The following is a 25126-nucleotide window of genomic DNA, read 5'->3' on the forward strand; positions in this document are numbered from 1 at the left end:
GTAAACTGTCATACCGAGTCACCACAGGATCCCTAATAAAGAAGCGGTTAACCTGTTGGCTTAATTCGCGTATATTACACCACAGCAATGATAATTGAAGTGAATTTAGTTTGAGTACTCACCCCCTTCAGCATGCCCTGGTAAAACTGGCGCCGATACTGGAAAAACTGGAGCAATGGTTTTGGCCTGAAGAGCATCAGATCGATACCACCAAACTGATAATTTATACCTGTAAACCGCTACCGGGCAACCTGAAGTCCTCGGAATTAAAACAGTGGACAGACTTACAGGTTAAAACTCAGTCTCCTTTTATCAGCGGAGGCGCTTACCATTATGTCAGTCGTCACGCTCTTCATATGTGGTTTGCACCAACGCCACTAGACGGGATTCCCGAAACGGCGCGACAATCAGCTTTACCTGATGGCTGGCATTCTGTGCAAGGCCGGCAAGCATGTTATAAACAGCATTGGCAACGCGGCGTGCTGATGACCTGTGAAGTCACGACAAACAGTGAAACTGCGGTTCCCATTAACCTGGAAGGCAGTTCATGGGCCGTTTCGCGGAAAATAGATAAGGCGGTAAAAACGCCAGGCAATTGGTTGCTTTTTTGCGCACTGTTAGTCGCTTGCACAGGTCTATGGTATGTAAGTGCTGCCGTGACAATTCATATCCAACAGCAAATGGCAGAGCAGCAGGCGCAGACTGTTACCGAGCAAATGGGGGAGCGGGTCAGTCAGCTTGATCAGTTAAAAAACAATCAATCTCTTATGTCCCAGTTATCTTCCTGGACCAATGAGTACAGCTCGTTTCCGGAAACCTTCGCAGCGCTTGCCAAGAGCATGAATATGCAGGGAAGCTGGAAGATGAACCAGGTCAACTGGCAGAATAAGACGCTAACAATGGAGTTCATTGCTGAGCAAGTGGATATTGCCCAGTTGGTCGCTGACCTGGAAGCTAACCCGGCTTTTATTGAAGTGAATATCCGTCCATTTGTTGCAGGTGAAGGGTGGATAGTGGAAGCCAAAGTGGGTGAATAGCGTTATGCAATGGATTAAAAGTACAAGTATCTATCAGGAATGGCAGGCAAACAAACGACTGCAATGGATGGTTGTCGCCATTGCTGGGATTATATTTTTGTCACTGGCCAAGTCCTGCTCTGACAGCCTGAATGAGCAGGGCATGGCTCTGCAAAATCAGGTGAATTTAACAGGTCGACTGGAGCAAGCCGCCAATGCACCTTTTGACCCCGCCCAACTTGAGCTGTCAGCCAGTCAGCTCAATGCTCTGACGTCTTCACTGCCTTCTGCCCCCTCTTCAAGCGTTGCAGAAGCGAAAGCCCTGGCAGACATAGATGTTTTAGTGGCTAAATATATAAAGCGAAAGCGACTTAATCTGATAGGTTCGGATCAGGTTGTGGCTGGCAATCAGCCACTTTGGTCGGTACGTATTGATGTGGCCGGGCAATTAGCCGAAGAAGAACTTATCAATTTACTGGCTTTCTTCGACCGCAGCATTGGACACAGACGTATAGCATCACTGCAATATTCCCCAAAAACATCGAACTCAATTAATCTGGTCATCGATGTTCTGTTTAAGCAGGCCTCAAATGAATAAACGCATATGGAGCATAATGGCTGCGGGCTTGGCTATAAGTGTATTGTTTGCCATAGCCACAAGCATAAGGCAACCTTCGGTTAGCCAATCCCAGGCACAGAGTGCCACCACCGAGCAACACACCAGAGCCTCGTTTCCCTGGCGAGACGTATTGAGCAATACGGCACAATTTGCCCCCAAACAAACTGAAGCGCCAAAGGTTGAAACTGTTGAGAAACCGATAATCAGCCTTAGCGATGGTCGTTTAGTGGCCATTGTGGTAGACAACCCAAAATCAGCACAATTGATTGTGCCAGCCAATGCAACTCAGGGACCCATCTCGTTGTCTGTGGGTGAAGGCTGGCTGGATAACTGGAGACTATTGGCGATAGAAAAAGATTCAGTTACCTGGCAACACAATGAAACCGGCGAGCGACACACCCAATACCTGTTTGGAACAGATACCTTTTCAGACGCTCACCCTAAGAAAAGTTAACGGAAAACGTACATACTATGCTAAATAACAAGCGCTTACCGCATACACTTAATCGCTCACTGTTAACCATATTGATTGCTAGCAGCCTGGCAAGCTGCGCAAGTATGAAAGGGCCTGCTTATCAAATGGCTCAAAACGACGACAAAATATTCAGTCAGCCACTAAGAACACCAAAAGTTTTACCGGAAGACGCAAGCACAACACTGACCGAATCAGGTCAACCCACTTCCATTGGTATTGAAGTACTTAAGGCGCCAACGCTAAGTGTTGAACAAGCCGCGAAAGAAGCCACAGATGTTGTCATACCCGGACTAAGTGATAACAACGTTAGTCGTCTTTCATTTAACAATATGCCTGTTGGGGCATTTATTAACGAAGTGTTTGGTAACCAACTGGGACTGAATTTTATTATTGAACCCAATATAAAAAATACCCCAGACCTCGTTACTATGCGGGTGACTCAGGCTATTAGTGAGAAAGATTTATATTCCCTAGCAACCCAAACGTTACGCTCTTATGGCGTAACAACTTATATCAGAGACAAGGTACTAGTATTTGATTTTTCGGAAGATGCTTCCAGTGGAGAAGTTCCATTACTAGTTAGCGGCCGAGCGCTACCAGAAGTACCATCATCGAGCCGTCCTATTTTCTATATCTATCCTCTAGCGGCTGTATCCACGCCAATGGTGCGAAGCTGGTTAAGCCAGATGTTTCCCAAGAAAGAACTTGAGATTAAAGAAGACTCCAGCAGAAACGCATTAATATTTATAGGCAATAGAAAAGTCGTAGAGCAAGCATTAGCTGCCACAGAACTACTTGATAAACCGAGTATGAGTGGTATGCATAGTAGAGTGATCCGGCCAAATCTAAGTACTGCAACTGATTTAGCCAATAATTTAGAAAAAGTTCTATCTGCGCAGGGATATTCTGTAAGACAAACTGCAGGGATCTCTGCGATTCGCCTTCTCCCCCTAGATTCAGTAGGGCAGCTTGTGGTCTTCGCCCAGTCTGACGCTGTGCTAAGACATATTATTGAATGGGCCGAAACATTAGAAAAAGAGCGTCATAGTAATATTGAAGAAGGTCTATTTAGTTATCAGGTACAAAGTACCCAAGCTCTCCATTTAGTTAATATACTTAACAGTCTTGGAGTAGCTAATTATAACGCCACAAATACAACGAGTAACACCTCTCAATCCCCCAAAAATGTGACTTCCTCTGCGGATAGTATTGGCGGCCCCCAATCAGGCAATACTAAAGGGCGCTACGCCGTAGATGATCAGCTAAACACCATACTATACAGTGGCAGCGGCAAAGACTGGCTACAGGTATTGCCTGTTATTAAGAGCCTGGATAGACCGGCACCCTCGGTAATGGTGGAGATAGTGCTCGCCGAGGTCAGTTTAACTGACTCGGAGCAAACAGGTATTGAGTGGATCACCGATCTGGCCATTGGCGGATTATCTGGCAGTATAGGCACTAGAGAAGGGCTGGGACTGAAATCATCGGGGATGAATATTTCCCTGAATTCCGCCGGTGCCACCCGGGCAGTATTAAATGCGTTCTACAAAAACAATAAAGCCAATATCCGCTCCCGCCCCCGCATTATGGTAAAAAGCGGCGGAGAAGCATCCATTGATGTGGGTAATGAGATCCCGGTTCTGACACGTAGCAGCCAAAGTACCGATAATCCCGATGCCGCCATAATTAGTAATATTTCCTACCGGAAAACCGGGGTATTGCTGGACGTAAAGCCTACGGTACATGCCTCTGGCTTTGTGGATATTGAAATCAATCAGGAGTTAAGTGAGGCAGTTAGCTCAGAGGACGGTGGCGATAGCGACACGCCCACCATCTTAAACCGCAGCCTTAGTACCACTGTCACACTAAGAGATGGCGGTTCTGTGTTGCTTGGCGGACTTATTAGTTCGAATACTAGCAGGAACCAGCAAGGAGTCCCCATTTTGGGTAAGCTTCCGTTGCTAGGGAAACTATTTAGCACCGACGCTGAAGAGCAAATACGGACAGAATTGATGATTATGATTATTCCCTACATTCTTAGCTCACCAGATGAAGCCGAAGCACTGACTGACGAACTGCAACGGGCACGGATCGATAGCGTATCAAGCACCATAGTGCCTCAGAATGTAAACTAATATAGTTAATATGCCGATTAACCTTAATTGGAGATTTAAAATATGAAGTACATCGCCCTATTGGCAGCGCTGCTTGCAGCCTCTCCGCTTTATGCTGCAAAACAGCCAATAAATAATAAAATTCAAACTCTTGGCTTTAGCTGTGCAGATACAGTAGTGGACGTTATCCCACTGCTGGGAAGAGGCGAGGATGCAGAGCATTTTGTTGCGCAGGATATTCAAACCGAACTGGAACGCCAGCATAAAGGCTCGGTACTGACCCAAGTAGAGTGCTTAGGTGAGCCTGAACTTAAAGCTTCGGTTATCAAAGACAACGCTGGTAATGAGGTTCTCTCTAAGATGTCTATTGCCTTTCCGGTAGCTATTCAGGTAAATGTGAATAAGCAGACCATAGAGATGCAAGTAGACCAAACCTATCTAGCTGAGAATCTTGAAAAAGCGGAAGGAAAGAAGGTTACTCAACACTTCGTCGTGAAAAAATCTTAACCTCCAAGCGCTTTACTATTCTAGACGAAAGAAGCGCCGGCTTTATTGGTAAAGCGGGCGCTTTTTCTATTACTTTATTTCCCTCTCAGCGGCTGCCACCACGCTTCATTATCCAGATACCAGTTAAGGGTCTTTTCAATTCCAGACGCAAAGCTTTCCACTGGCTGGTAACCCAGTTCCTGCCCGGTTTTGGTCGCATCAATGGCATAGCGACGATCATGCCCAGGACGGTCAGTAACATAACGAATTAGCGCTTCACTGCGCCCTTGCGCCGCCAGCGTCGCTAAGGGGTAACGGGCTGCCAACTCGGGACGGGAAGAGAAGGCTTGATTCATCAATTGACACAGAAGCTGAACAATGTCGATATTGGCCCATTCATTATGCCCACCAATGTTGTAGTTCTCGCCGACTTGTCCCTTATCAAGCACCAGTTCAATGCCCCGCGCGTGATCTTCAACATACAACCAATCTCTGATTTGCTTACCATCGCCGTACACAGGCAACGGCTGGTCATGCAAAATGTTGGTTATGATTAGCGGAATCAGTTTTTCAGGAAAATGGAACGGGCCATAGTTATTGGAGCAATTACTGGTGGTCACTTCCAACCCATACGTATGATGGTAGGCGCGAACCAAATGATCGCTGGCTGCTTTACTGGCGGAATAGGGTGAATTCGGTGCGTAGGCCGTATTCTCAGTAAAGGCTGGGTCTTGAGGACCCAGAGTTCCATATACCTCATCGGTACTCACGTGGTGGAATCTATGTGCAATTGCGTCCCGACCGGCCGCCTTGGGTTCATCTATCCAAACCTTTTTTGCAGCCTTAAGCAAACTGTAAGTACCTATAATATTGGTCTCAATGAAGGCATCCGGACCGCTGATAGATCTGTCCACGTGTGACTCGGCGGCAAAGTGTACAACAGTATTAATTGCCTCTTCCCTTAGCAAGGTTTCGACCAAGGCCGTATCACAAATATCCCCTTTGACAAATTTAAACCCGGGCTCGTTACTAACCATGACCAGATTCTGCTCATTTCCTGCATAGGTCAGCGCATCCAAAACAACCACCCTGTCCTGGGGGTGTTTATTCAGCCAATAATGCACAAAATTGGCACCAATAAAACCGGCGCCGCCGGTTACCAACATATGTCTTGTCATTTACTTTACCTCGTTGGGCCTCTGTCTATGTCAAAGGCCATCAATTCATTGTGGCTTGTCAGCTAGCGTGCCAAGCATTTCCTGCAGAGATAAACGCCAGTGGCGACCATTAAGCCCGGTAAAGGCACAGCGTAGAGATTGCTTGTCTAGCACACTGTAGCTGGGGCGCTTCGCCGGTGTGGGAAAGGCTGCGCTGGGGATAGGGACGATAGGAATACGCTTATGTAAAATACCATATTCCAGAGCAAGATCCTGAATGGCATTGGCAAAATCATACCAACTTGCCACGCCTTCATCCGTGTAGTGATGAACGCCGGATAACTTCTTCTGTGCAGCTTCTATGCAAGCACGGGCTAACCCTGACGCTTCGGTGGGCGAACCAATTTGATCATCCACCACCGAGAGCGTTTCGCGCTCTTGCATTAGCCTCAACATGGTCTTAACGAAATTATTACCGAATCTTGAATACACCCAACTGGTTCGCAAAATACAACTGTTGTCAGGTAAGACACTACGCAACTCACACTCACCCGCGGCTTTACTGGCACCGTATACACCTAAAGGTGACAGCGTATCGGTTGGCAGATAGGGACTACCCTTTTGGCCTGAGAAAACATAGTCTGTAGAAACATGCACCAAATGAACCCCGTGCTCATTGGCGTAGCGAGCAAGATTTCCAACAGCGGTTTGATTAATCAAATAGGCTGCCTCAGGTTCACTCTCAGCACGGTCTACCGCTGTGTAAGCAGAGGCGTTAATTATTGCACTGACATCATAATCAGCTAACGCCGCCTCTATCCCCTGCACGTTACTCAGTTCAATGTCATGCCGGCCAAGGCATACGGCTTTCTCCCCCAACAAGGCGGCGAGTTCTTTAGCCAGTTGCCCTTCCTTACCAATGATTATGTACATATTCGTATCCGTCACTTACAACGTTGGGGCGTCAACAAACAATATGCCATCGTTATCTTTGCCAGAGAGTGAGACATCTATGCCATCTAATAGCGGCCAATCGATTTGTAATGCAGGATCATCGTATCGGATACTGACCTCAGACTCAGGGTGATAGTAATCAGTGCATTTATAAACAAACTCGGCGTGGTCACTGGTTACATAAAAGCCGTGCGCGAATCCAGCCGGCACCCACAGTTGACGTTTATTCTGCTCACTTAGATAAACACCGACCCACTGGCCAAATGTTGCAGAATTTCGTCTGACATCGACAGCCACGTCATACACTTCTCCTGCCACCACACGAACCAGTTTTCCCTGCGTTTGCTGAGTTTGGTAATGAAGTCCTCTTAAAATTCCTTTGGAAGAGCGGCTATGGTTATCCTGAACAAACTGCACGTCGGCACAATGTTGGCGAAACCAATCATCGCGGAATGTCTCCATAAAAAAGCCTCGCTCATCGCCAAATAAACGCGGCTCGATGATTTTTACCTCAGGTATAGCGGTTTCTATAACTTGCATAGCTTCCTATTTCACCTTGTCGTGCAATATCTTCATAAGGTACATACCATACCCGCTCTTAATCAGAGGATGGGCCAGAGCTTCTAGCTGCTCAGCACTGATATAGCCTTTTCTAAAGGCTATTTCCTCTGGGCAACTAATTTTTAACCCCTGGCGTTTCTCAATGGCTGCGATAAAATTAGCCGCATCCAATAAGCTATCCAATGTCCCAGTATCCAACCATGCTGAGCCACGGCCTAGAAGCTCGACACTTAATTTACCGGCCTGCAAATACAGGGAGTTTAAATCGGTTATTTCCAATTCATTTCTTTTGGAAGGCTTAACCTGTTTGGCAAGATCAACCACATCACTGTCATAAAAGTACAGTCCGGTTACGGCATAACTTGATTTGGGATGCTCAGGTTTTTCTTCAATAGATAGAGCATTCCAGTTGTCATCAAAATCAACCACACCATAACGTTGAGGGTCATTAACATGATAACCAAACACCGTCGCGCCCGAGTCCCGTCCGGCAGCATTCAGTAAAGACACCTGTAGGTCATGCCCATAATAAATATTGTCACCCAGAATCAGGGTGCAGGGGTCATTGGCAATAAACTCTTCACCCAAGATAAAGGCCTGAGCCAGCCCATCGGGAGAAGGCTGCGCGACATAGCTAAAATTAACCCCCCACTGACTCCCATCCCCTAACAAAGTACTGAATCGACTTTGCTCCTCTGGCGTGGTGATAATTAAAATATCTCTAATACCCGCCAGCATTAATGTGCATATGGGGTAGTAAATCATCGGTTTATCATAAACCGGCATAAGTTGCTTGCTGACAACACTGGTCAAAGGATGTAAACGAGTTCCCGATCCTCCTGCCAGCACAATACCTTTGCGCATTAGTAGTTACCCAATTGGTCTCTGTTTAAATGAATCAATAAATGTTGTTTCAACGCAGTTCCTCCACAGTAGCGAGGATGATTTTGGTGATACCAAAAAGCATTAAAGCTACCGCTAGGAACAACGCGAGATTATGTAATACTCGTGGATACTTCGCTTCCTCGGGTAAGGTGGGCGACTCGACGATAACCAGGTATTTTAACTGACGATAAGCCTCTATTCTTGATTTCTCCAAAGACACCAAAGAAGCAGACAAGGCTTCCAGAGCAAATTCCAGCTCAGTTTTAAGGTTACTAAATCTCGCCTGAATCTCATTTACCCCCAAAGTCTCTGAATTAGAGGCCGCCCCTCGGTCATTACGTATCAGCCTGTCTCGCTCCTGAGCTAGCTGCTGCTTCAAACTCTGCAGTTGCTCACGTGCTTGTATAACAGGTGAGGCATTCTCACTCATGCTACCTTTTAGGGCTCGCAATTCAGCTTCTTTTGAGGCTATTTGTCCTTCAAGCGCATAAGTAATTTGCTGAAGCGCCATTCCCTCTGCAATTGGGTCAAGTAAATTATATTCTCGCTGAAAGGCGAGTAGGTTCTGTTTAGCATTTTGCAGACGGATCTCTACTTGCTCATGTTCATTTTTCACGAACCGCAGTTGTGCTTCCGCCAGTTGATTACCGATTTTGTTTATATACCACTCTGCGCGTTGCACAACGGTCTTAGTCAGGAGATGCGCATAATCTGGGTCAAATGCTTGCGCTTTTAAGGTGATAACCTTAGAGGTGTCGTCAACTTCCACGCTAATACGCTTTTGATAGTAAGACAGACGGTCTTCAAGGCTTGCATCCGCTTCCAAACGGCTAAACATATCGGCATGGGTATCACTAAAGTAAGCGGTAAACTTAATCTCGGTTTCCAAAAATGCCAAGAGGTCGCTGGAGTGAATAAATGCCTTAACCAGCTCTGTATCAGGACTGGTGCTTTTACCGGTCAAGCCAGACAATAATGCCATTGATGGGTCAAGTGTGTTCACACCGCTGGGTTGCTGAACAATCAGTTGACTTTGACTTTCGTACATATCACTAGCCCATAGCAGCTGATAGAATGCAAAGGCAACAAATGGCAGCAATACGGCTAACGACAGCGGCGTCCTGAGGAAGTTTTTTGCTCGCTCTTTCAAAGAGGGAGCCGGAAGCGCATTTTGGCTTGGTTTGCTGCTCTGCGGTTCCTCATTTGAGGAGCTACGCATAACTTCAGGCTTGGTTTTACGTAACAATGCGTTGAGATCTTTTATATGTTTACGCACGACAGGGGAATCTGGCTGCAAAACCCGCACTCTCTGATAAATACGTAAAGCTAGGGCTGGATCCGTATCTTTCAATTCTCCCGCCGCCATTGAGAGTCGAACAGGACGCCGCCAATCCCCTTCAGCCAACTTTTCACGACGGAACTTGTCCAATCGTTGCTCTAATTCTTGTTGTGATTCTTTGGTCATTTTTAAAGGGCCTGGTATTTACGGATACCTTCATCCAAATCGTTATAAAAAGTTAATTCACCCTGATGCAATACGATTGCACTATCACAAAACTGACGAATATCGCGCATATCGTGACTCACCATAATGACATTGGCATTTTTACTGCGTTCTAACAGCGCCTGCTTTGCTTTGCGCTTAAAGCCTGCGTCACCAACAGAGGTCACTTCATCAATCAGGTAAACATCAAAATCAATAGCTATCGAACAAGCAAAGGCGAGTCTGGAACGCATACCGCTCGAATAAGTTCGCACCGGCAGCTCATAGTTTTCCTTTAATTCGGCAAATCCCTTTACTCTCTGTTCATAATCATCCAAGTCCACCACACCATTCACCCTACCGATAAACCGCGTGTTTTCCCTGCCGGTCATTTCAGGATGAATGCCGGTCGCTAATGCAACAGGCCAGGAAATATTAAGGTTGCAATAGACTTTGCCTTTGTTTGGGTACTCACTACCGGCAAGGAGGCGAAACAAGGTAGACTTTCCCGCCCCGTTAGACCCTAAAATAGCAATATTGTGTCCAGTGGGGATATCAAAGGAGAGATCCTTAAAAATGTATCTATTACCCAAGTTGGTTTTATAAAACTTGGTCACATTCACCAAACTAATCATCGGGAAATGGCCTTCTTCCAATAGGCCTGATAAATGCTTAAACACAAGAAAGTTGAGGTAAGCACCGACATTGCCAAATAGCCACTGCTTACCCCTACCTGACCATATACCGGATAAGCTGCATAGCGACTGAGCTCGATAGCGTGGAGAATAGGGTTCCAATCAAGTAGCCACCAATACTCTTGCGGGAAGTCTTGCAGCGAGAAAAATACGCCCGAGATAAAAAACAGTGGCCTGGTCATCAGGTTTTGTATTTTATCCACCTCTGGAATATATAAGGCAATTAACCCAAAGATGAAGCCAAGTGACAAAGAAAATAGCCAGAGCGAAAAGAAATAGAACATCAGACTCAATGGATCAGAAAGCTGTAACTCCAGATCCAAAAAATACATCATCAGTCCCATGCCTAAACTAACAAATATTTTGACCAGTAGTTCAAACAACCCACTAGCCAAAACAACACTAATAGGTTGAACTTGCCGAAATGCAAACAGCGCTTTATTTTTCTTGATGGCTCTGGCGCCAGCATGGAAAGTTTGTAAAAAGCACTGTATCAGTACCATACCAAAGGCCATGAACACGAAAGTAGGAATACCGTGTGTTTCACCACCGTTCAGTCTTCCGCGCAAAAAAGACAAAATAAAAATAAACAAGACCGGCTGGACGATAGCCCAGCCGATACCTAATTTATCATTAAAGCCGACACGAATTTCCCGGGCGAAAAGCGCAAAGATGACATCTTTCCATATTCCCCAGGGACTACGTTTGGCGATACTACTCATAACGTGACTCTGAGCCGCAGGTTAATCTTTGAGAGCAACATTCGCCGCGACAGCTATCTGGTAGATAATTTGCGTAATATCTTTAACAGCTTGCAAGACCTTAGTATCAACCCGGGGCAATACAATGACTTCATCTCCCGGCTTAATGCGCTCTTGCACTGACGAAGAGTACCAACTTCTTCCATCACCAATTTCCATAAAGGTCGTCAGGCCATTTGCGTGAACAACTGCGATACGCTCAGGATCGGCCCTTTCGGTAAAACCACCGGCCCATGCAATGTAATCACTGATGTTCGCTTCCTGGTTATGCACCACCGCTTGGGGGAGTAATACTTCGCCAGCGATATTGACCAGGTCGCTCTTCATAGGGATGACGATTTCATCTCCTTCCTCCAAACGAACATTGGCAATGTTATTTCCTGAGGAAATCACCACCTTACCCAGAGGCTCAATTTCTCTGGCTCGCTGCACAAAACTGGCTACCAACTTCGCTTCTTCAGCACGAATCCCTGCCTCTCCAGTAGATGACGCTGGTGCAGTAAACACACTTCGTTCCAAGCGCTGCAGCGACTCCTCTATCATTCTCTTCTGGGCTTCCGCCACACTTCTTCTTTTTATGTAGACAGACGTCACGTTCGCTTGGTTTTCGTCAACCTGAATATAGTCCAGTAAGTCCAGTAAGCGGGTATCTCTTTTTACCGCATAGAAAGAAGGACCAAGATAGCTCCCAGAAACTCTTATACTAATAACGTCTGCGCGCAGGTCATCGTTAAATAAAACTCTGTCACCATCTTCGACCTGGAAATCGTCAAATTCAGCCAAGGGTAAGTAGACCGAGATGGGACCGGTATCACGGTCCCCGAAAATCCCTACATGGCTGGCCTTGCTGAGAGGTCTAGCATAGAAATTCAGTTCACTGCCAAAAGATACGTCTTTATCCAACTCAAACTTAAATGGATACCGGGCTGCGCCTTCAACTGTCACAACCGGTCCTTGTTGCCCAACTAATAAAACATCATTGTCTTTAAACGGAACTGAGTCTAAACGTCCGGTTCTGAGGAACTCATACAGGTCATAGGAGGCGACCTCGACACCATCACGAATTAGGGAAATATGTCTATAACTCCCCCTTTCTGAATCAATACCGCCGGCACGCTGTAAGTAGTAGAGAGCAGAATCAGAGGTTAACCCTGCATACTTACCCGGTCTCTGCACTGGACCTGAAACAAATACGCTAACGGGCGTGGCAACCAGTAAGTTGACATAAACATTTACGTTACTGACATAAACAGACTTAATCCGCTCGGTCACAGTCTGATTAAGGTTGCCAGCCGGAAGATCGATGACTCTGACAGGGCCGATATCAGGAATAAAGATATTCCCCTGATTATCAACGGTCAGGACTTCTGCAAAGTTGACAGCCCCCCAAAGCCAAATAGATATTTTGTCTCCTGGCGCAATTTTGTAATCAGGGTTAATACCATCGCTTCTTTGTGCCTCAAAATTGCTCAAAAACAAGTTCGCACCATAGGCTTGAACCTGGCTACGGTCTAAATGCCCCGGTACAGAGTAAGACCGGTTGACTGGATAACCATAGCCACCTTTTTGCATATACTGGGAGACATCTATCCTGTTGCCTTGCTCACTTTGCAACGCTTGCATCTGTGGCACTGTTGTTGTCGGGGTAAAGCCTTGGGTCGATGAGGTCTCGTTTGTGGATGTTTGACTCAATGTTGACTGGGCAAATACACTTTGCATGTGCGCAATGCAAAGCAACACCGATAATAGTGCAGCTAACTTCTTCATTAATTGTTCTCGACTATCCAAACCTGTGTATCATTTGCCAGCACAGGTCTAGTTATTGACCACCTGCCTCCATTCTCTCTCTGGCAAGCCACATTGATATTAACTCGCCCTACGCCGCTACTTTGAAACCTTAATTTTCTGCACTGATAACCGGCAGCAGAAAAGTACAAGTCACCGACACTCACGTGATATTCACCAATACGGGCTTCCGTTGTCTGCGGAGCACTCAACAATTCAGAGTAAGAGGCAGGTAATTTGCGATAATCGATTTCAGCGGGCTTGCTCACAAGAGCTCTGGAGGACACGGGTTGCTCTGGAGCAGACGCGCAACCATACAGAAATGAAAAAGAAAAAATAACCAGAATATACTTTTTAAACATGTTGTTATTGGGTCTTATAATAAAAAATCACCAACATGAGGTTGGTGAACTACACGCGTTTTCTCCAACGCCTTACAACTCTTAATATTTTCCAAATATTCTGCAATACCAAGCTGTAAAGTATCAGCACGAATACAAAAAGATAAAACATAATTGATTCTGGCACATTAAGCAGCTCACCGGTGATGCCAACCGCAGAGTATATTGCGCCCAAGCATACAATAATAATCAGAGACTTTGTTTGAGAGTAACCGGCTCTCATAAATATATTATGCAAGTGCTGCCTATCCGGCCTTAACATAGACTGTCCCTGCCTAGCGCGACGATACATAATGGCGGCCATATCCATCAAAGGTAAACCAATTAGCCACACCGCTGTTATTGGACGCATGGCAGGTTTGCCTCCCTGAGTAAACTCTACCAGCAACCAAACGATAGTTAGGCCGATAAACATACTGCCGGAATCGCCCATGAAAATTTTGTTGCCCCGAAACCCTTTAATACTGAGATTGAATGCTAGAAAAGGAACGATAGCAGCAATAATTATCAACGGTGCCATAATTGAACCACCGTTGTTGGACACTAACATCAAAAATACAACAGAAAACAAGACGACCAGGCTCATCCCACCAGCAAGGCCATCGATGCCGTCAATCATATTGAAGGCATTTATCACCCCTACAACGCATATCAGCGTGAAAAAATAACCCGCAGAGCCAAGGTAGAGTTCTCCAAAGCCCAGAACATCCCCAAGATCTGTTATATAGTTCTGAGCGCTCCACGCCATAATTGAGGCAACGCCAAACTGGCAAAAAAGCCGCCCCTTAGCGCTTAAATTAAATCTGTCATCCAACATACCCAGCAAAATAATGACTGCAGATGCAGTAAAAAATAATGGATAGTTTTTCATCCACACATCTGTAACTAAACTGGCGACCAATACCGCTAAAAATATAGATACACCGCCCGTTAATGGCACCACCCCAGAATGACGTTTTCTCACATCAGGTGCGTCAACCAAACCTAACTGGCGAGCAAAGGGAGTCATGACAACTAAAGATAGAAGCGCCACAAAAAATGCGGTAAATAATGGGATAATTTCCAGATACGCCAACATTTACTCTTTCCTTGGCTTCAATAAAATAAAGATAAAATCAGCCATAAAAAGAAATAATTTCCCAAGCTCTACACTTATTTATTTTTCTATTTTGTTTCACAATTTTCCAGCCAGAAGAAGATAAGGCGCTACAAACTCGTCAATGCGTCTAAAATAACAACAATCTAGGTTTAAATCTGCTGGCTCTACCTCACGACAAAAACTGAGTAGCAAACCGGTTCTAGACGGACTTTACATCTGACGCGAAATGGTAGCAAAGCAACGCCCTTACCACCAGCTACAAAATGCTACAAAATGCGCTTGTGACTAAGAGAGTCTGTCAACAGGTTTTGCCTACCACTAACGGGTAGGCCACCCAGTTGGACTTGCCGCAATACACTTGCATTCAACCAGAGTGAGCGGTATAACCGAGCGCTTGCAACGAGCGTGTTGGCTAGTTTTCAACCCATTTACATCTGGTAACCGGCTAAGCGTTTGATTCCTGATAATTATTATTAAATAAGGAAGGATTGATGAAACCATCCGACTCCGGTCTTGCGGCCGCCGGCTATTCTTGCGGAGGCCAGCAATAATGACAACCCCTTCATCTAACGACAATCTCGACAAAGCATTCTTTGGCCACCCCGGCGGACTTTCTACGCTGTTTTTCACTGAAATGTGGGAGCGCATGAGCTACTACGGTATGCGTGCGTTGCTGGTGTTGTTTATGACCGCCAGTTTACAGGAAGGCGGTTTAGCCATTACCGTGGCCTCAGCCACTGCCATTTATGGCTTATATACCGGCGCAGTATACTTTATGGGCTTGCCCGGCGGTTGGATGGCCGATCGCTTAATCGGTGGACAAAAAGCCGTGTGGTATGGCGGTCTGATTATTATGACTGGCCATATCGTGTTAGCTATTCCTTCAGATCAAACCTTCTTTTTAGGTTTGATTCTGGTGGTACTGGGTACCGGCCTGTTAAAACCCAATATCGGTGCCTTAGTGGGGCAGCTTTATAGCGCGGAAGATCAGCGCCGTGATGCGGGCTACACCTTATATTATATGGGCATTAATATCGGCTCTATCATCGGCTACTTTGTCTGTGGTTATCTGCAAACCAATATGGGCTGGCACTGGGCCTTTGGTGCGGCGGCAGTCGGTATGGGCCTGGGTTTAATCCAGTATCGTATGAGCCTACCCAAGCTGAGCAATATCGGTAATGGTCCCACCGAACCTTTATCACCCAATGCCGCGCGCCTGAGCTGGATGGTCATTATTGGCTTTTTAGTGGTACTGGCCGTGATTACCTTTTTAATGCTGTCCGGCCAATTGAGCTTTGACCCGGTTAGCATGGCCCAATATGTGGCCATAGCGATCACCGCAGTATTCCTGCTGTATTACGCCGCTATTTTTATGTTCAGCAAATTAACCGGTGATGAAACCCGCCGCTTGCTGGCACTGTTTCTGGTTTGTGTCGCTTCCACCTGTTTCTGGGCTGGATTTGAACAAGCGGGTTCGTCACTGAACCTGTTTGGTCGCGACCTGACCGATCGCATGATGGGCACCTTTGAGATCCCTACCGCTTGGTTCCAATCGGCTAACTCCATCTTTTTGGTGATTATGTCGCCCTTCTTCGCTGCCCTGTGGATTAACCTCAGCAAGCGTATGATCAACCCGTCTTACGGCTTTAAAAGTGCCATTGGTCTGGTGATTATGGCAACTGGCTTTATTGTCATGTTTATCGCTGCCCAATTGGCGGCCAGTGGCCTGAAAGTGGCGCCATTTTGGTTAATTGCCACTTACTTCCTGCATACCGTTGGTGAACTTTGCTTGAGCCCGGTGGCATTAAGCGCGGTCAGCAAACTGTCGCCCAAGCGTATGGCCGGCCAGATGATGGGCGTGTTTGTATTAACCTACTCTATCGGTAGTGTGGTGGCCGGTCTGCTGGCGGGTAACTTCGACCCTGAAAAACCTGCAGAAATGCCAGATTTGTTTATGCAAATCACCCTGTTTAGCATCGCCGTAGGTATTGTGGTGTTCCTGCTTGCGCTGAAAACCCGTCACTGGGAAAAGCTGGCGGATAAACCTGAATCGGACAGTCCGCAACAGCCTTCTGTTGGTCAGGCACAAACGAACCCCTGATAGTGCTGAATAGAACGCCCGGTAAACCGGGCGTTTTTTTATCCTTTTGGCCGGGCTGAAACAACCGGCAAATTCAGGTAAGCTTGCGCCATAATTTTACCGTGCGATTTACCATGAAGTTTTACCTATCAACACGCAGCATCCCGGCATTAGCAGGGCTGCCTCTAGCAGAGAGGCTGGCTCGTTTAAGTGCGGCGGCACGCAAGCTCAGTTTGCCGGAAAAAATGCTACTGAATATCTTAAAGCTGCTGCTCTTATTGCCACTTTTTGTGTTTATTTTACGGGTAAGTGATAACTGGTGGGCACTACTTTGGGCCGCACTGGTGATACTGGCATATCCGCTGGTACTCAGGCCGGTACAATATGCACTATGTGAAAAATATCTCTCAGACAACCAATAAGGAAGGTAACTATGTCTCATATTCTGGTCACCGGCGGCGCCGGTTATATTGGCAGTCATACCGTTTTGCAATTGCTGGAAGCAGGCCACCAGGTCACGGTGTTGGATAATCTAAGTAATGCCTCAGCGGAGTCCTTGAAGCGTGTCCAGCAGCTAAGTGGAAAAACACTGGCGTTTATCCAAGGCGATATTCGCGACAGCGCATTACTGAATAAACTGTTCGCCACTAACAGTATGGATGCCGTTATCCATTTTGCCGGCCTTAAGGCGGTTGGCGAGTCGGTGGAGCAACCGCTACGTTATTACCAGAATAATGTATACGGCACCTTGGTGCTGTGTGAAGCCATGCAAGCCCATGGGGTGAAAAATCTGGTATTCAGCTCTTCGGCTACGGTGTACGGCGATCCTGTATCATTGCCGCTGCTGGAGTCTATGCCTACCGGCAATCCCACTAACCCCTATGGTCAGTCAAAGCTGATGGTGGAACTGATCCTCAAGGACCTGTTTAACGCCGATCCCAGCTGGAATATCGCCCTGTTGCGTTACTTTAACCCAGTGGGGGCCCATGCGTCCGGTCGTATTGGTGAAGACCCTAATGGCATTCCCAATAATTTGATGCCCTTTGTGGCTCAGGTGGCCACTGGACGAAGAGCTCAACTCAGCGTATTCGGTGACGATTACCCCACCCCGGACGGTACAGGAGTGCGTGATTATATTCACGTAGAAGATCTTGCTGCCGGCCACTTAAAAGCCCTGGACAAACTGCAGCAAGGGGCCGGGCTTAAAATCTATAATCTGGGTACCGGTAAGGGATACAGTGTACTGGATATGGTGAAGGCCTTTGAACAAGCCAGCAACAAACCGGTTCCCTATCAGATTTCACCTCGCCGCGCCGGCGATGTGGCGTCATGTTACGCGGATGCCAGTCTGGCTGAGCAGGAACTTGGCTGGAAAGCCACTAAAGGCATTGAGGAAATGTGCCAGGATACCTGGCGTTGGCAGTCACAAAACCCGGATGGCTATCAGGGCCAGTAACGGCCTAACGGGTTTTGTTTTCCCACCACGAAGGTCACAAATAAACCGAAGAAAAACAATACTTTATGGTATTTTGATAGCTTTTAGCCCCTTCGTGTATTTCGTGTCCTTCTTGTTGATTTGGGTTTTTATTTCTCACCACGAAGCCCACCGAGAACACGAAGAAAAGCAATGAGTTACAAGGGCTTTTGTTGATTTTGACCCCTTCGTGCTTTTCGTGTCCTTCTTGTTGATTGGGTTTTGTTTCTCACCACGAAGGTCGCAGAGAACTCGAAGAAAAACAATATGCTAGAAGTGGCTTCTGCGTTTTGAGTACAAACTAACCTTTTGCAGCCGCTTTTTGTAACGACAGCACCAATAAATCCACCAGATAAGACAAGTTGATGGCCTGGGGCGGTATCACCACATCGGGATGATGACTGTCCACCAGCATCTGCAAGGTTATATCGCACAGGCTGGGTAAACGGGTGTCGCCATATTTACAAATACCGATAATCTTAGCCCGGTAGCTGCGATTAATGCGAATTAGCTCCTGTAGGTGACTGTCACTGTCATCAATACTGATCACCACCAACACCTTATTTTCTATCGCCTGTTCGGCGAGCAGCAAATCCAGGCGCTGGTCGTTTACATGTTGCACTTGCTTGGGTAACTGACATAACCCTTGGGCAAGCCGGGTGGCCGGATAACACCCCTCTCCCATTCCCTGCACTTGTATACAGGCGGCATTGGTAAGCGCCGCCAGAGCCTGACTAAATGCATCCGAGATTTCCACTTCCGCCAGGTAATCGATGGTTTTCATGGCCTCCTGACGAATAAGTTCACTGATTAACTCCCTTTCATCCTGGCTGTCAGAAGCGCCAGACTGATTTTGTAACCCCAGGCCTCGTGCCAGACTCTCGTTAACAGCCAACTTAAGGTCTGGGTAACCCCGATAGCCCATTTTCTGGCTGAACTTAACCACACTGGACTGACTCACCCCCACTGCATTCGCCAGCTGTTGTGACGAATAATCACGCAGCAGGTGGGTATTATCCAATATAAAATCAGCCAGTCGTTTTTCACTGGACGACATATTCTCGCGCATGGCTTGCATCTTTAGTAAACAGGTCAAAGTCTCTCCCTAGCGCTTGTGTTTCCAGTTTCTGTCATGCATTTTATTATTAAGGGTATAACGCCATAGCATAACCGTTTTTTGCTCTGGGTCATCCCCTTAATTTCTTATTATTGAAACATTTACTGCTTACCCAGGATGGCTTCATAGATCAGCGAAATCACGCTGCCATAGCGCCCGGTTTCAAACTCGTCACCGGCAAAGCCATAGCTGGTCTGCGACTCCACAATGGGGCTGTGTTTGCGATTGGTCAGCAGAATAATGGCCAAATCGTAGGTCGGGTCGACTACGGTTACCGTCCCCGTCCAGCCGGTATGACCAATAGCCTGCGGGCTGGCATAGGGGCCAAAGTGCCAGGCTCTGTCACCATTCCCGGCACGGCGCCAGCCTAAGCCCTGAGTAATATCTGCATCCGAAGCCTTAGCAAACTGGTCCAGCACGTTAGCGCTGAAGACCTGGTGCTGCTGATAGCCACCGCGATTCAGCAAAATCTGAGTAAGCACTGCCATATCGGAGGCCGTAGAGAACATACCAGCATGGCCAGATACGCCGCCCATGGCATAGAAGGCCTTTTCGTCATGTACTTCCCCTTGCAGGGTGTAGGTACGAATATTGTCAAAATCTAACCGTCCATCCCGGCTATTGCCTTGCAGTTCGGTGGCTGCGGCTTGTCCCTTGCTGAACCCTTTCTGCAGTGGATTAAATACACTATGGGTCAGGCCGAGCGGCTGGTAGATCTGGGTTTCCACGTAGGTGTCCAGCGGCATACCGGCAATGCGTTCAACCAACAGCCCCAGCAACATATAGTCGGTGTCACTGTATAATGTGCGTACATGCCTGCCCGTTTCGAAAGGAACCTGAGAAATTAACAACTGCGATGTGCGGGCCTTATTCTGCGAGAAGAATCGCTCACCCAGGGCATTGTTGCGGTCAAAAAAGCGCACTTCACTGCCATATCCTGCCGTATGCTCCAGCAAGTCCTTAACGGTTCTGACATTGCGCCCGCCGCCCTTGTATTCGGGAATATAGTCGGCAATGGGGCGGCTGATATCCAACTTACCCTGACTGGCCAGTTTCATCAGCGCATAGTTGGTGGCATACATTTTGGTGTTTGATGCCATATCAAACAGGGTATTGGCGTGCATAGGCTGCGAGTTTGCCAGTAACTGGCCATTTTCATCATAACGCTTTTGATAACCATAGGCGGTTTGCTTCACCACTTTACCGTCTTTAACCACCATCAACACCGCGCCAGGGAAGCCATTGGCAATATCATCCTCGATCAGTGAATCCACAGCGTTAAAGTTATATGCCCTTTTGTTACCCTGTTGTAGCTCTGGATAGGGGATGGTTACCCGGATGCTGGCGCCTTCGGGCTTTACATTGGCCACTTTGAGGGTGTTATTGCCACTATGAGTGCGTTTAGACAGAGAATAGCGGTACTGCTGATTGGCACTAAAGGGCTGCTGAATATTCAGTTTCTGGCCGTTAATATAGATATCCGCACTTTGTGCTTCTTGGCTGTCGATAATAATCTCGCCCTGCCCTGCATAGGCTTTAAAAACCCGGCGGTCATTAATAAAAACTCTGCTACTGGGCTCTGGCTGGGGGAAAACCTCGTCTATCTGCCCGCGCGCTATCAAGGTCACTTCGACCGGCAGTGCCACTTGTTCCTTGGCATAGCGGCTCATCAAGCGCTCCAGTTTCCTGGGGAAGTACTTATCCAGTAACGCAAATAACACCGCCGCGGTTTTATCCGAGGCCTCACCGTTAACATGCCAGGGTAAGAAGTGCATCTGAAAGGCTGACAAGGTATCTAACGTCTGACTGTCCATCTCGCCGGTTTCCAGCACACCATAGCCATAAGCACGCAGCGCAGCTTGCATCAGGCTAATGCTGGGCGGCGTATGGCTGAACTGCTGCCAGTACTTATTCACCGTATCATTGTCATACCAGGCACCGATGCCCTCTTTATATAGCTGGTACCAGGGAAAGCGCGGCCCTGGATCATTTTTGCGGTTGGGGGTGATATCTGAGTGACCCACTACCTGGGTTGGACCGATATTCGGATTGCGGGCCAATATCTGCTTGGATAATTTAACCAGCAACTCAATCTGCTTGGGATCGTAATCAGGAAAAATACACAGGCGTCCATCGCCGTGTTCGCTGCTGTGGTCTGGATCCATAAAGTGATGGCCCATAGGACGCTCACAGCGGGGCACATTGACAATCTCGATACCAATGGACTGATCATTGAGATTTTCACGACCTTGCCAGTAACTTCTACCCGCGTGCCAGGCCCTGTCATGCTCATCCACCAGTTGGTAAACCTGCAGGTCATCACCGCCAGGGTAGCTGGGATCAAAACGCTCAGGGAGCAGGTAGTGCGAACTCACATGCTTGCCGTTGACCAGCGCATTTACTGATTTTTGATAATCAATGGCAGTAAAGTGCATCACCAAAAACTGTACTCTATGGTTATAGCTTTGCGACGGCATTTGCTGCACCGAAAAGCTACTGCATCCTACCACTCCAGCCATGGCGGCAAGGCCAACCAAAGCTCGACGAATAATTCCCTGATGAAACGGCATACTGCTCTCTTTGTTTTTGTAGACCTGCATGGCCTTAGTTAGTCTCTCGTTATCCGATGGTGTTTTTATTGCACCGAATTGCGTTAATACATCTTTCTGACCGCTTGCGCCGGTCAAAGAAACCAGAGAGGCAGGAATTTTCTGCCCGCCCTCTGGACATCGCCGTTCCTTCGCATCCATGCGACCACGGCATACCGTCCATCCCTGGACATAAAAAATCCCCGACCGATGGCGAGGATTTTGAGTATGGCCCAGCCAGGCTGGGCCAAAGGGTTTGCTTAGAATTCCACGGCTACAGAAACCTGCAGTCTGCGTGGGTTGTAATACTTACGCGGCTCACCGAAAGTTTCAGAGAAGGCGTAAGGGTTGAAGCTATATCCGGTCTGACGGTCAAACACGTTAAACAGATCGGCTCTGAACTTCAGAACAAAATCATCGGTTAATTGATAATCTTGGGTGTAGTTCAAATCCAACTGCCAGTGGCTTGGTCCACGACGGCTACCCGCGGGTTCACCATAACGGTTAGTAGCAGATACTGTGCTGGCATAACCATACACTGTAGGATCCCATTTTTCCCATGGCTGCCCAGATTGATACAACAAGTAAGCACCAATATTGGCATTCCAGTCCGTGGTGTAATAACCATAGACCTTCAGTAGATGCGGCTTATCACTGCTCAGCGTACCGTACTTGTTATCCCAGGAATAACGCCCATTACCATCGTTATAGTTTGACGAGCCAACAAAGGTATTAGCATCGTTATTGGCAGTCGTGTTGTCCTGGTCAAAGTTACCGTAGAAGTGGCTCCACACATAAGACGCATTCAGGTAGGTATTATCACCATTCCATTCTGCCTCCAGGCTTAGCTCCCAGTATTTGGTTTGGCCGTCATCCACCTCAGCGATAACATAGGACGAGCCGCCAATCTCTGCACGAATATCGGCCAGGTTATCCACATACAAGCCTCTATCGGCAATATGTTGTGGTACGGAGCCATTACCGTAAGTACCGGACAAACGTGCTGTATTAGGCACATCTTCCCAGAAATGCGAACCTTCACGGTATCTGGCATGACCGCGTAAGAACCACTCATCGGTCAGCTGTTTTGTGGTACCAATAGTAAATTCATCAACGCGGCGAGGCTGCATATTTTCCTGGAAGGCCTTACCCGATGAGCCTTCTCTTGGCGTTGACTCGATATAGTTACCGTCTTTATCAAACCAAACCTCCAACTGAGGACGGGCGTTTCTATCCCATGACGCAGCACGTGCTAAAGAACTCGCTTCTGGATTGTATTGGGCAAAGTTAGCAAATACGGTATTTTCACCGTCATATCGCCACTCCACACCCAAGCGGGGTTGGATCATGTCTTTCCAATCAATAGAGTACATCTTGTACTTATGACCAGGAGCGACTTCGTAACCAGATACTGTACCATCCTTAGGTCGCAGACCCTGACCATAATAAGTATCTTTACTGATCAGCACACCAATATTGTAGGTAAAGTCACCATGCTCAATAGTGTCATTCACCTCAAAGCTATAAGTTTCAATAGAGGAAACTATCGCTGGCACCGAACTTTCAATATCACCAAAGGTAGATTGCTGAGTGTAAGTACGGAAATAAATAGGCGTGCCATCCGTCGCCATTTCCAAGCCACCAATATATGAAATAGATCCCCAGCCATTGGAATCCCGAATCAACTCTTCTTCACTTTCCATCCACTTAAAGCCGAAATGCAGGTTATGGCTGGTATCACCGACCATCATTTCGTGCTTAAGTGCCGTTTCAAAGGTGTCACGATAGAAGTTGATGTTGTCGTACTGGAAGAAACCACCAACACCGCCGCCACCTTTGCGAACACCATTTTCCAGGTAACCGTACCTATCAATCAGCATCTGAGCGCCGGCGTTATCAAAACCTTCGTCAGTTTTCAGCTCAGGTACATTCAGATAGCCCATCTGATCCAGATTGGCCAAATCCAGTGAACTACCGATGGTCGGCACAACATTCAATGGGGTGTCTGGCACACCAGCGGTTTCTAGCGAGAATTCACTGTATTGGAAGCTTAGGGTAGTGTAGTCATCAATGATATATGAGCCATCAAAGATCAATATATCCTGATCCGAGGTATTACCAGCCGACGCACTATCAGCATCATATTCGTCGATAGAGGCTGCCGTTTCTTCTTTTTCTGATGTCCGATAGCTTAGGTTGAGCATTAGCTCATAGGTGGGCGCCCAGGTCAGCTTACCAAAGTACTCATCCCTAACGCTCTTAAAAGGTTTAACTTCGCCATAAGCAGTTGTCTTGCTTTGTCCATCTTCCTCAGGGCGATAGTAAGAAGCATAGAAAAACAGTTCATCTTCAATCAGTGGACCACCAAAATTGGCCGTTACCCAACTTTTATCGACTTCCTCAATGATTCCCTGATCAGGGCTGGCAGAAAAATTACCATCCTGAAGTTTATATTCGATCTTACCTTTAAACTCGTTGGTGCCCGATTTGGACTTGGTATTCATGGCAAAACCGCCAGAGCGGTTAAAACCAATGGCCTTAGCGCCACCACGCTCCATAGACACCATTTCAATATCATGGGTGGACGGCTCTGAGGCCAGGTTACCAAACAATGGCAACGATACATCAACGCCATCAAAACCGTATTTATTATCTACGCCGGAACCACCGGCCGCAGGGCCTAGGGTACTATTTTCTGAGTATTGAACACCGGGCACTAACTTAAACAAATCGCGATAACTCTGGCCGACCGGCAGACCTTCAACGACGTCGTCACCGATAGAGTTAGTCAAAGAGGAATTACCTTCACGTACAATGGCGCTGCCGACAATTTGAATCACTTCAGTATCATCTGCAGTAGCAGGTACAAGTACGATGCTGACATTGGATACCTGATCCAAGAGCACATTCGCCACCGCCTTGCGCTCGGTACCGTCAGCAGCCTTAAAGGTCAGCTCATAACGTCCGGGAATCAAAAGCGGCAGGTTATAGCTACCGTCTTCGGACGTTGTTGCAGTACGCGCTTTTGGCATAACGTTACTGGTGGCCGTTACTGTTACACCAGCCACTGCAGTTCCCTGTTCACCCACGACCTTCCCTTTAATACCACCAGCCTGTTGGGCCACCGCCGGAGCACATACCATTGCACTCGCCAACGCCAGGGCAGACATGGAATAAAGAGGTGTACTTAACGCCCTTTTTGTTGCCAATGCCAGGCGCCTTTTATTAAAAGCAGATTTGTAGAGTTTCATGTTGATGTTATCCCAGGTTCAGTTGTACTTTTTATTCAATGCACTTGTTGTCGACTTACTATAAAGCCAATTCTTAACCTAGCATCGTTTTAACAAAATTGAAATATTTTATTCCTAATACAAGG

The 25126-nt window shown here is 47.1% G+C and carries 20 protein-coding genes; 8 read left to right on the plus strand and 12 right to left on the minus strand.

All coding sequences use genetic code 11. The features are described from left to right. Positions 1-110 precede the first annotated feature (110 nt). Genes IEX02_RS00545 through IEX02_RS00565 form a run of 5 tightly spaced genes read left to right on the plus strand, consistent with a single transcriptional unit; the run spans position 111 to position 4731 of the window. Positions 111-1037, plus strand: a complete 927-nt coding sequence (locus tag IEX02_RS00545) for a hypothetical protein (protein ID WP_188688711.1) — start codon at positions 111-113, stop codon at positions 1035-1037. 4 nt (positions 1038-1041) lie between these two features. Next, positions 1042-1614: a hypothetical protein gene (locus IEX02_RS00550; protein WP_188688714.1), complete on the plus strand. Its 573-nt coding sequence runs from the start codon at positions 1042-1044 to the stop codon at positions 1612-1614. Next, positions 1607-2089 carry a hypothetical protein gene (locus IEX02_RS00555; protein ID WP_188688717.1) on the plus strand — a complete coding sequence of 161 codons (483 nt, stop codon included), beginning with the start codon at positions 1607-1609 and terminating at the stop codon, positions 2087-2089. The genes IEX02_RS00550 and IEX02_RS00555 overlap by 8 nt, the downstream gene beginning before the upstream one ends. Before the next feature lie 17 nt (positions 2090-2106). Further along, positions 2107-4245: a secretin GspD/PilQ domain-containing protein gene (locus IEX02_RS00560; RefSeq protein ID WP_188688720.1), complete on the plus strand. Its 2139-nt coding sequence runs from the start codon at positions 2107-2109 to the stop codon at positions 4243-4245. Positions 4246-4287: 42 nt separating this feature from the next. Beyond that, the gene (locus tag IEX02_RS00565; protein WP_188688723.1) at positions 4288-4731 is read left to right on the plus strand and encodes a hypothetical protein; all 444 of its coding nucleotides are present in this window, start codon (positions 4288-4290) and stop codon (positions 4729-4731) included. A gap of 74 nt (positions 4732-4805) precedes the next feature. Here IEX02_RS00565 and rfbB read toward each other — a convergent pair whose 3' ends face one another. From rfbB to wecA, 9 genes are all read right to left on the minus strand, one after another. Continuing rightward, on the minus strand, positions 4806-5888 hold the full coding sequence (gene rfbB, locus IEX02_RS00570; protein WP_188688726.1) for a dTDP-glucose 4,6-dehydratase: 1083 nt from the start codon (positions 5886-5888) through the stop codon (positions 4806-4808). 45 nt (positions 5889-5933) lie between these two features. After that, a complete protein-coding gene (gene rfbD / locus IEX02_RS00575; protein WP_188688729.1) occupies positions 5934-6800 on the minus strand; it encodes a dTDP-4-dehydrorhamnose reductase in 867 nt (288 codons plus the stop codon). A 15-nt stretch (positions 6801-6815) separates the two neighbouring features. Further along, on the minus strand, positions 6816-7361 hold the full coding sequence (rfbC, locus tag IEX02_RS00580) for a dTDP-4-dehydrorhamnose 3,5-epimerase (RefSeq protein ID WP_188688732.1): 546 nt from the start codon (positions 7359-7361) through the stop codon (positions 6816-6818). Between the two features lie 6 nt (positions 7362-7367). Next, the gene (gene rfbA, locus IEX02_RS00585; RefSeq protein WP_188688735.1) at positions 7368-8246 is read right to left on the minus strand and encodes a glucose-1-phosphate thymidylyltransferase RfbA; all 879 of its coding nucleotides are present in this window, start codon (positions 8244-8246) and stop codon (positions 7368-7370) included. 49 nt (positions 8247-8295) lie between these two features. Further along, positions 8296-9732, minus strand: a complete 1437-nt coding sequence (locus tag IEX02_RS00590) for a KpsE/RkpR family capsule polysaccharide export protein (protein ID WP_188688738.1) — start codon at positions 9730-9732, stop codon at positions 8296-8298. A 2-nt stretch (positions 9733-9734) separates the two neighbouring features. Then, a complete protein-coding gene (locus IEX02_RS00595) occupies positions 9735-10385 on the minus strand; it encodes an ABC transporter ATP-binding protein (protein ID WP_188691676.1) in 651 nt (216 codons plus the stop codon). After that, complete coding sequence (locus IEX02_RS00600) at positions 10382-11167, minus strand: ABC transporter permease (RefSeq protein WP_188688741.1); 786 nt, start codon at positions 11165-11167, stop codon at positions 10382-10384. Before IEX02_RS00600 ends, IEX02_RS00595 begins: the two co-directional genes overlap by 4 nt. Before the next feature lie 21 nt (positions 11168-11188). Then, positions 11189-12973, minus strand: coding sequence for a polysaccharide biosynthesis/export family protein (locus IEX02_RS00605; RefSeq protein WP_188688745.1), 1785 nt, complete (start codon positions 12971-12973; stop codon positions 11189-11191). A gap of 429 nt (positions 12974-13402) precedes the next feature. Further along, positions 13403-14470 (minus strand): UDP-N-acetylglucosamine--undecaprenyl-phosphate N-acetylglucosaminephosphotransferase, encoded by a 1068-nt coding sequence (wecA, locus tag IEX02_RS00610; RefSeq protein WP_188688747.1) that lies wholly within the window; start codon positions 14468-14470, stop codon positions 13403-13405. Between the two features lie 571 nt (positions 14471-15041). Here wecA and IEX02_RS00615 point away from each other — a divergent pair. The 3 genes from IEX02_RS00615 (at position 15042) to galE (ending at position 18027) form a co-directional block, all read left to right on the plus strand. Continuing rightward, the gene (locus IEX02_RS00615; protein ID WP_188688750.1) at positions 15042-16592 is read left to right on the plus strand and encodes a peptide MFS transporter; all 1551 of its coding nucleotides are present in this window, start codon (positions 15042-15044) and stop codon (positions 16590-16592) included. A 113-nt stretch (positions 16593-16705) separates the two neighbouring features. Next, the gene (locus tag IEX02_RS00620) at positions 16706-16993 is read left to right on the plus strand and encodes a DUF6170 family protein (protein WP_188688753.1); all 288 of its coding nucleotides are present in this window, start codon (positions 16706-16708) and stop codon (positions 16991-16993) included. An 11-nt stretch (positions 16994-17004) separates the two neighbouring features. Further along, positions 17005-18027, plus strand: coding sequence for a UDP-glucose 4-epimerase GalE (gene galE / locus IEX02_RS00625; protein WP_188688756.1), 1023 nt, complete (start codon positions 17005-17007; stop codon positions 18025-18027). Positions 18028-18346: 319 nt separating this feature from the next. Here the strand turns inward: galE and IEX02_RS00630 are convergent, their stop codons facing one another. From IEX02_RS00630 to IEX02_RS00640, 3 genes are all read right to left on the minus strand, one after another. Continuing rightward, complete coding sequence (locus IEX02_RS00630; RefSeq protein WP_188688759.1) at positions 18347-19141, minus strand: MurR/RpiR family transcriptional regulator; 795 nt, start codon at positions 19139-19141, stop codon at positions 18347-18349. A gap of 122 nt (positions 19142-19263) precedes the next feature. Further along, positions 19264-21732: a penicillin binding protein PBP4B gene (gene pbp4b, locus IEX02_RS00635; protein WP_188691678.1), complete on the minus strand. Its 2469-nt coding sequence runs from the start codon at positions 21730-21732 to the stop codon at positions 19264-19266. A 278-nt stretch (positions 21733-22010) separates the two neighbouring features. Beyond that, positions 22011-25001: a carboxypeptidase regulatory-like domain-containing protein gene (locus IEX02_RS00640; RefSeq protein ID WP_188688761.1), complete on the minus strand. Its 2991-nt coding sequence runs from the start codon at positions 24999-25001 to the stop codon at positions 22011-22013. Between the last annotated feature and the right edge of the window lie 125 nt (positions 25002-25126).

Origin of the sequence: Bowmanella pacifica (assembly GCF_014645355.1) — a bacterium.
Lineage (GTDB): Bacteria > Pseudomonadota > Gammaproteobacteria > Enterobacterales > Alteromonadaceae > Bowmanella > Bowmanella pacifica.

Bases quoted from the DNA above. Each gene is read 5' to 3' on its own strand.
- IEX02_RS00565 (WP_188688723.1), top strand. From the start codon at position 4,288: ATGAAGTACATCGCCCTATTGGCAGCGCTGCTTGCAGCCTCTCCGCTT.
- IEX02_RS00605 (WP_188688745.1), bottom strand. From the start codon at position 12,973: ATGAAGAAGTTAGCTGCACTATTATCGGTGTTGCTTTGCATTGCGCAC.
- IEX02_RS00620 (WP_188688753.1), top strand. From the start codon at position 16,706: ATGAAGTTTTACCTATCAACACGCAGCATCCCGGCATTAGCAGGGCTG.
- IEX02_RS00595 (WP_188691676.1), bottom strand. From the start codon at position 10,385: ATGATTAGTTTGGTGAATGTGACCAAGTTTTATAAAACCAACTTGGGT.
- pbp4b (WP_188691678.1), bottom strand. From the start codon at position 21,732: ATGCCGTTTCATCAGGGAATTATTCGTCGAGCTTTGGTTGGCCTTGCC.
- rfbB (WP_188688726.1), bottom strand. From the start codon at position 5,888: ATGACAAGACATATGTTGGTAACCGGCGGCGCCGGTTTTATTGGTGCC.
- rfbD (WP_188688729.1), bottom strand. From the start codon at position 6,800: ATGTACATAATCATTGGTAAGGAAGGGCAACTGGCTAAAGAACTCGCC.
- IEX02_RS00550 (WP_188688714.1), top strand. From the start codon at position 1,042: ATGCAATGGATTAAAAGTACAAGTATCTATCAGGAATGGCAGGCAAAC.
- wecA (WP_188688747.1), bottom strand. From the start codon at position 14,470: ATGTTGGCGTATCTGGAAATTATCCCATTATTTACCGCATTTTTTGTG.
- IEX02_RS00560 (WP_188688720.1), top strand. From the start codon at position 2,107: ATGCTAAATAACAAGCGCTTACCGCATACACTTAATCGCTCACTGTTA.
- IEX02_RS00615 (WP_188688750.1), top strand. From the start codon at position 15,042: ATGACAACCCCTTCATCTAACGACAATCTCGACAAAGCATTCTTTGGC.
- rfbA (WP_188688735.1), bottom strand. From the start codon at position 8,246: ATGCGCAAAGGTATTGTGCTGGCAGGAGGATCGGGAACTCGTTTACAT.
- IEX02_RS00600 (WP_188688741.1), bottom strand. From the start codon at position 11,167: ATGAGTAGTATCGCCAAACGTAGTCCCTGGGGAATATGGAAAGATGTC.
- IEX02_RS00640 (WP_188688761.1), bottom strand. From the start codon at position 25,001: ATGAAACTCTACAAATCTGCTTTTAATAAAAGGCGCCTGGCATTGGCA.
- rfbC (WP_188688732.1), bottom strand. From the start codon at position 7,361: ATGCAAGTTATAGAAACCGCTATACCTGAGGTAAAAATCATCGAGCCG.
- IEX02_RS00590 (WP_188688738.1), bottom strand. From the start codon at position 9,732: ATGACCAAAGAATCACAACAAGAATTAGAGCAACGATTGGACAAGTTC.
- IEX02_RS00555 (WP_188688717.1), top strand. From the start codon at position 1,607: ATGAATAAACGCATATGGAGCATAATGGCTGCGGGCTTGGCTATAAGT.
- galE (WP_188688756.1), top strand. From the start codon at position 17,005: ATGTCTCATATTCTGGTCACCGGCGGCGCCGGTTATATTGGCAGTCAT.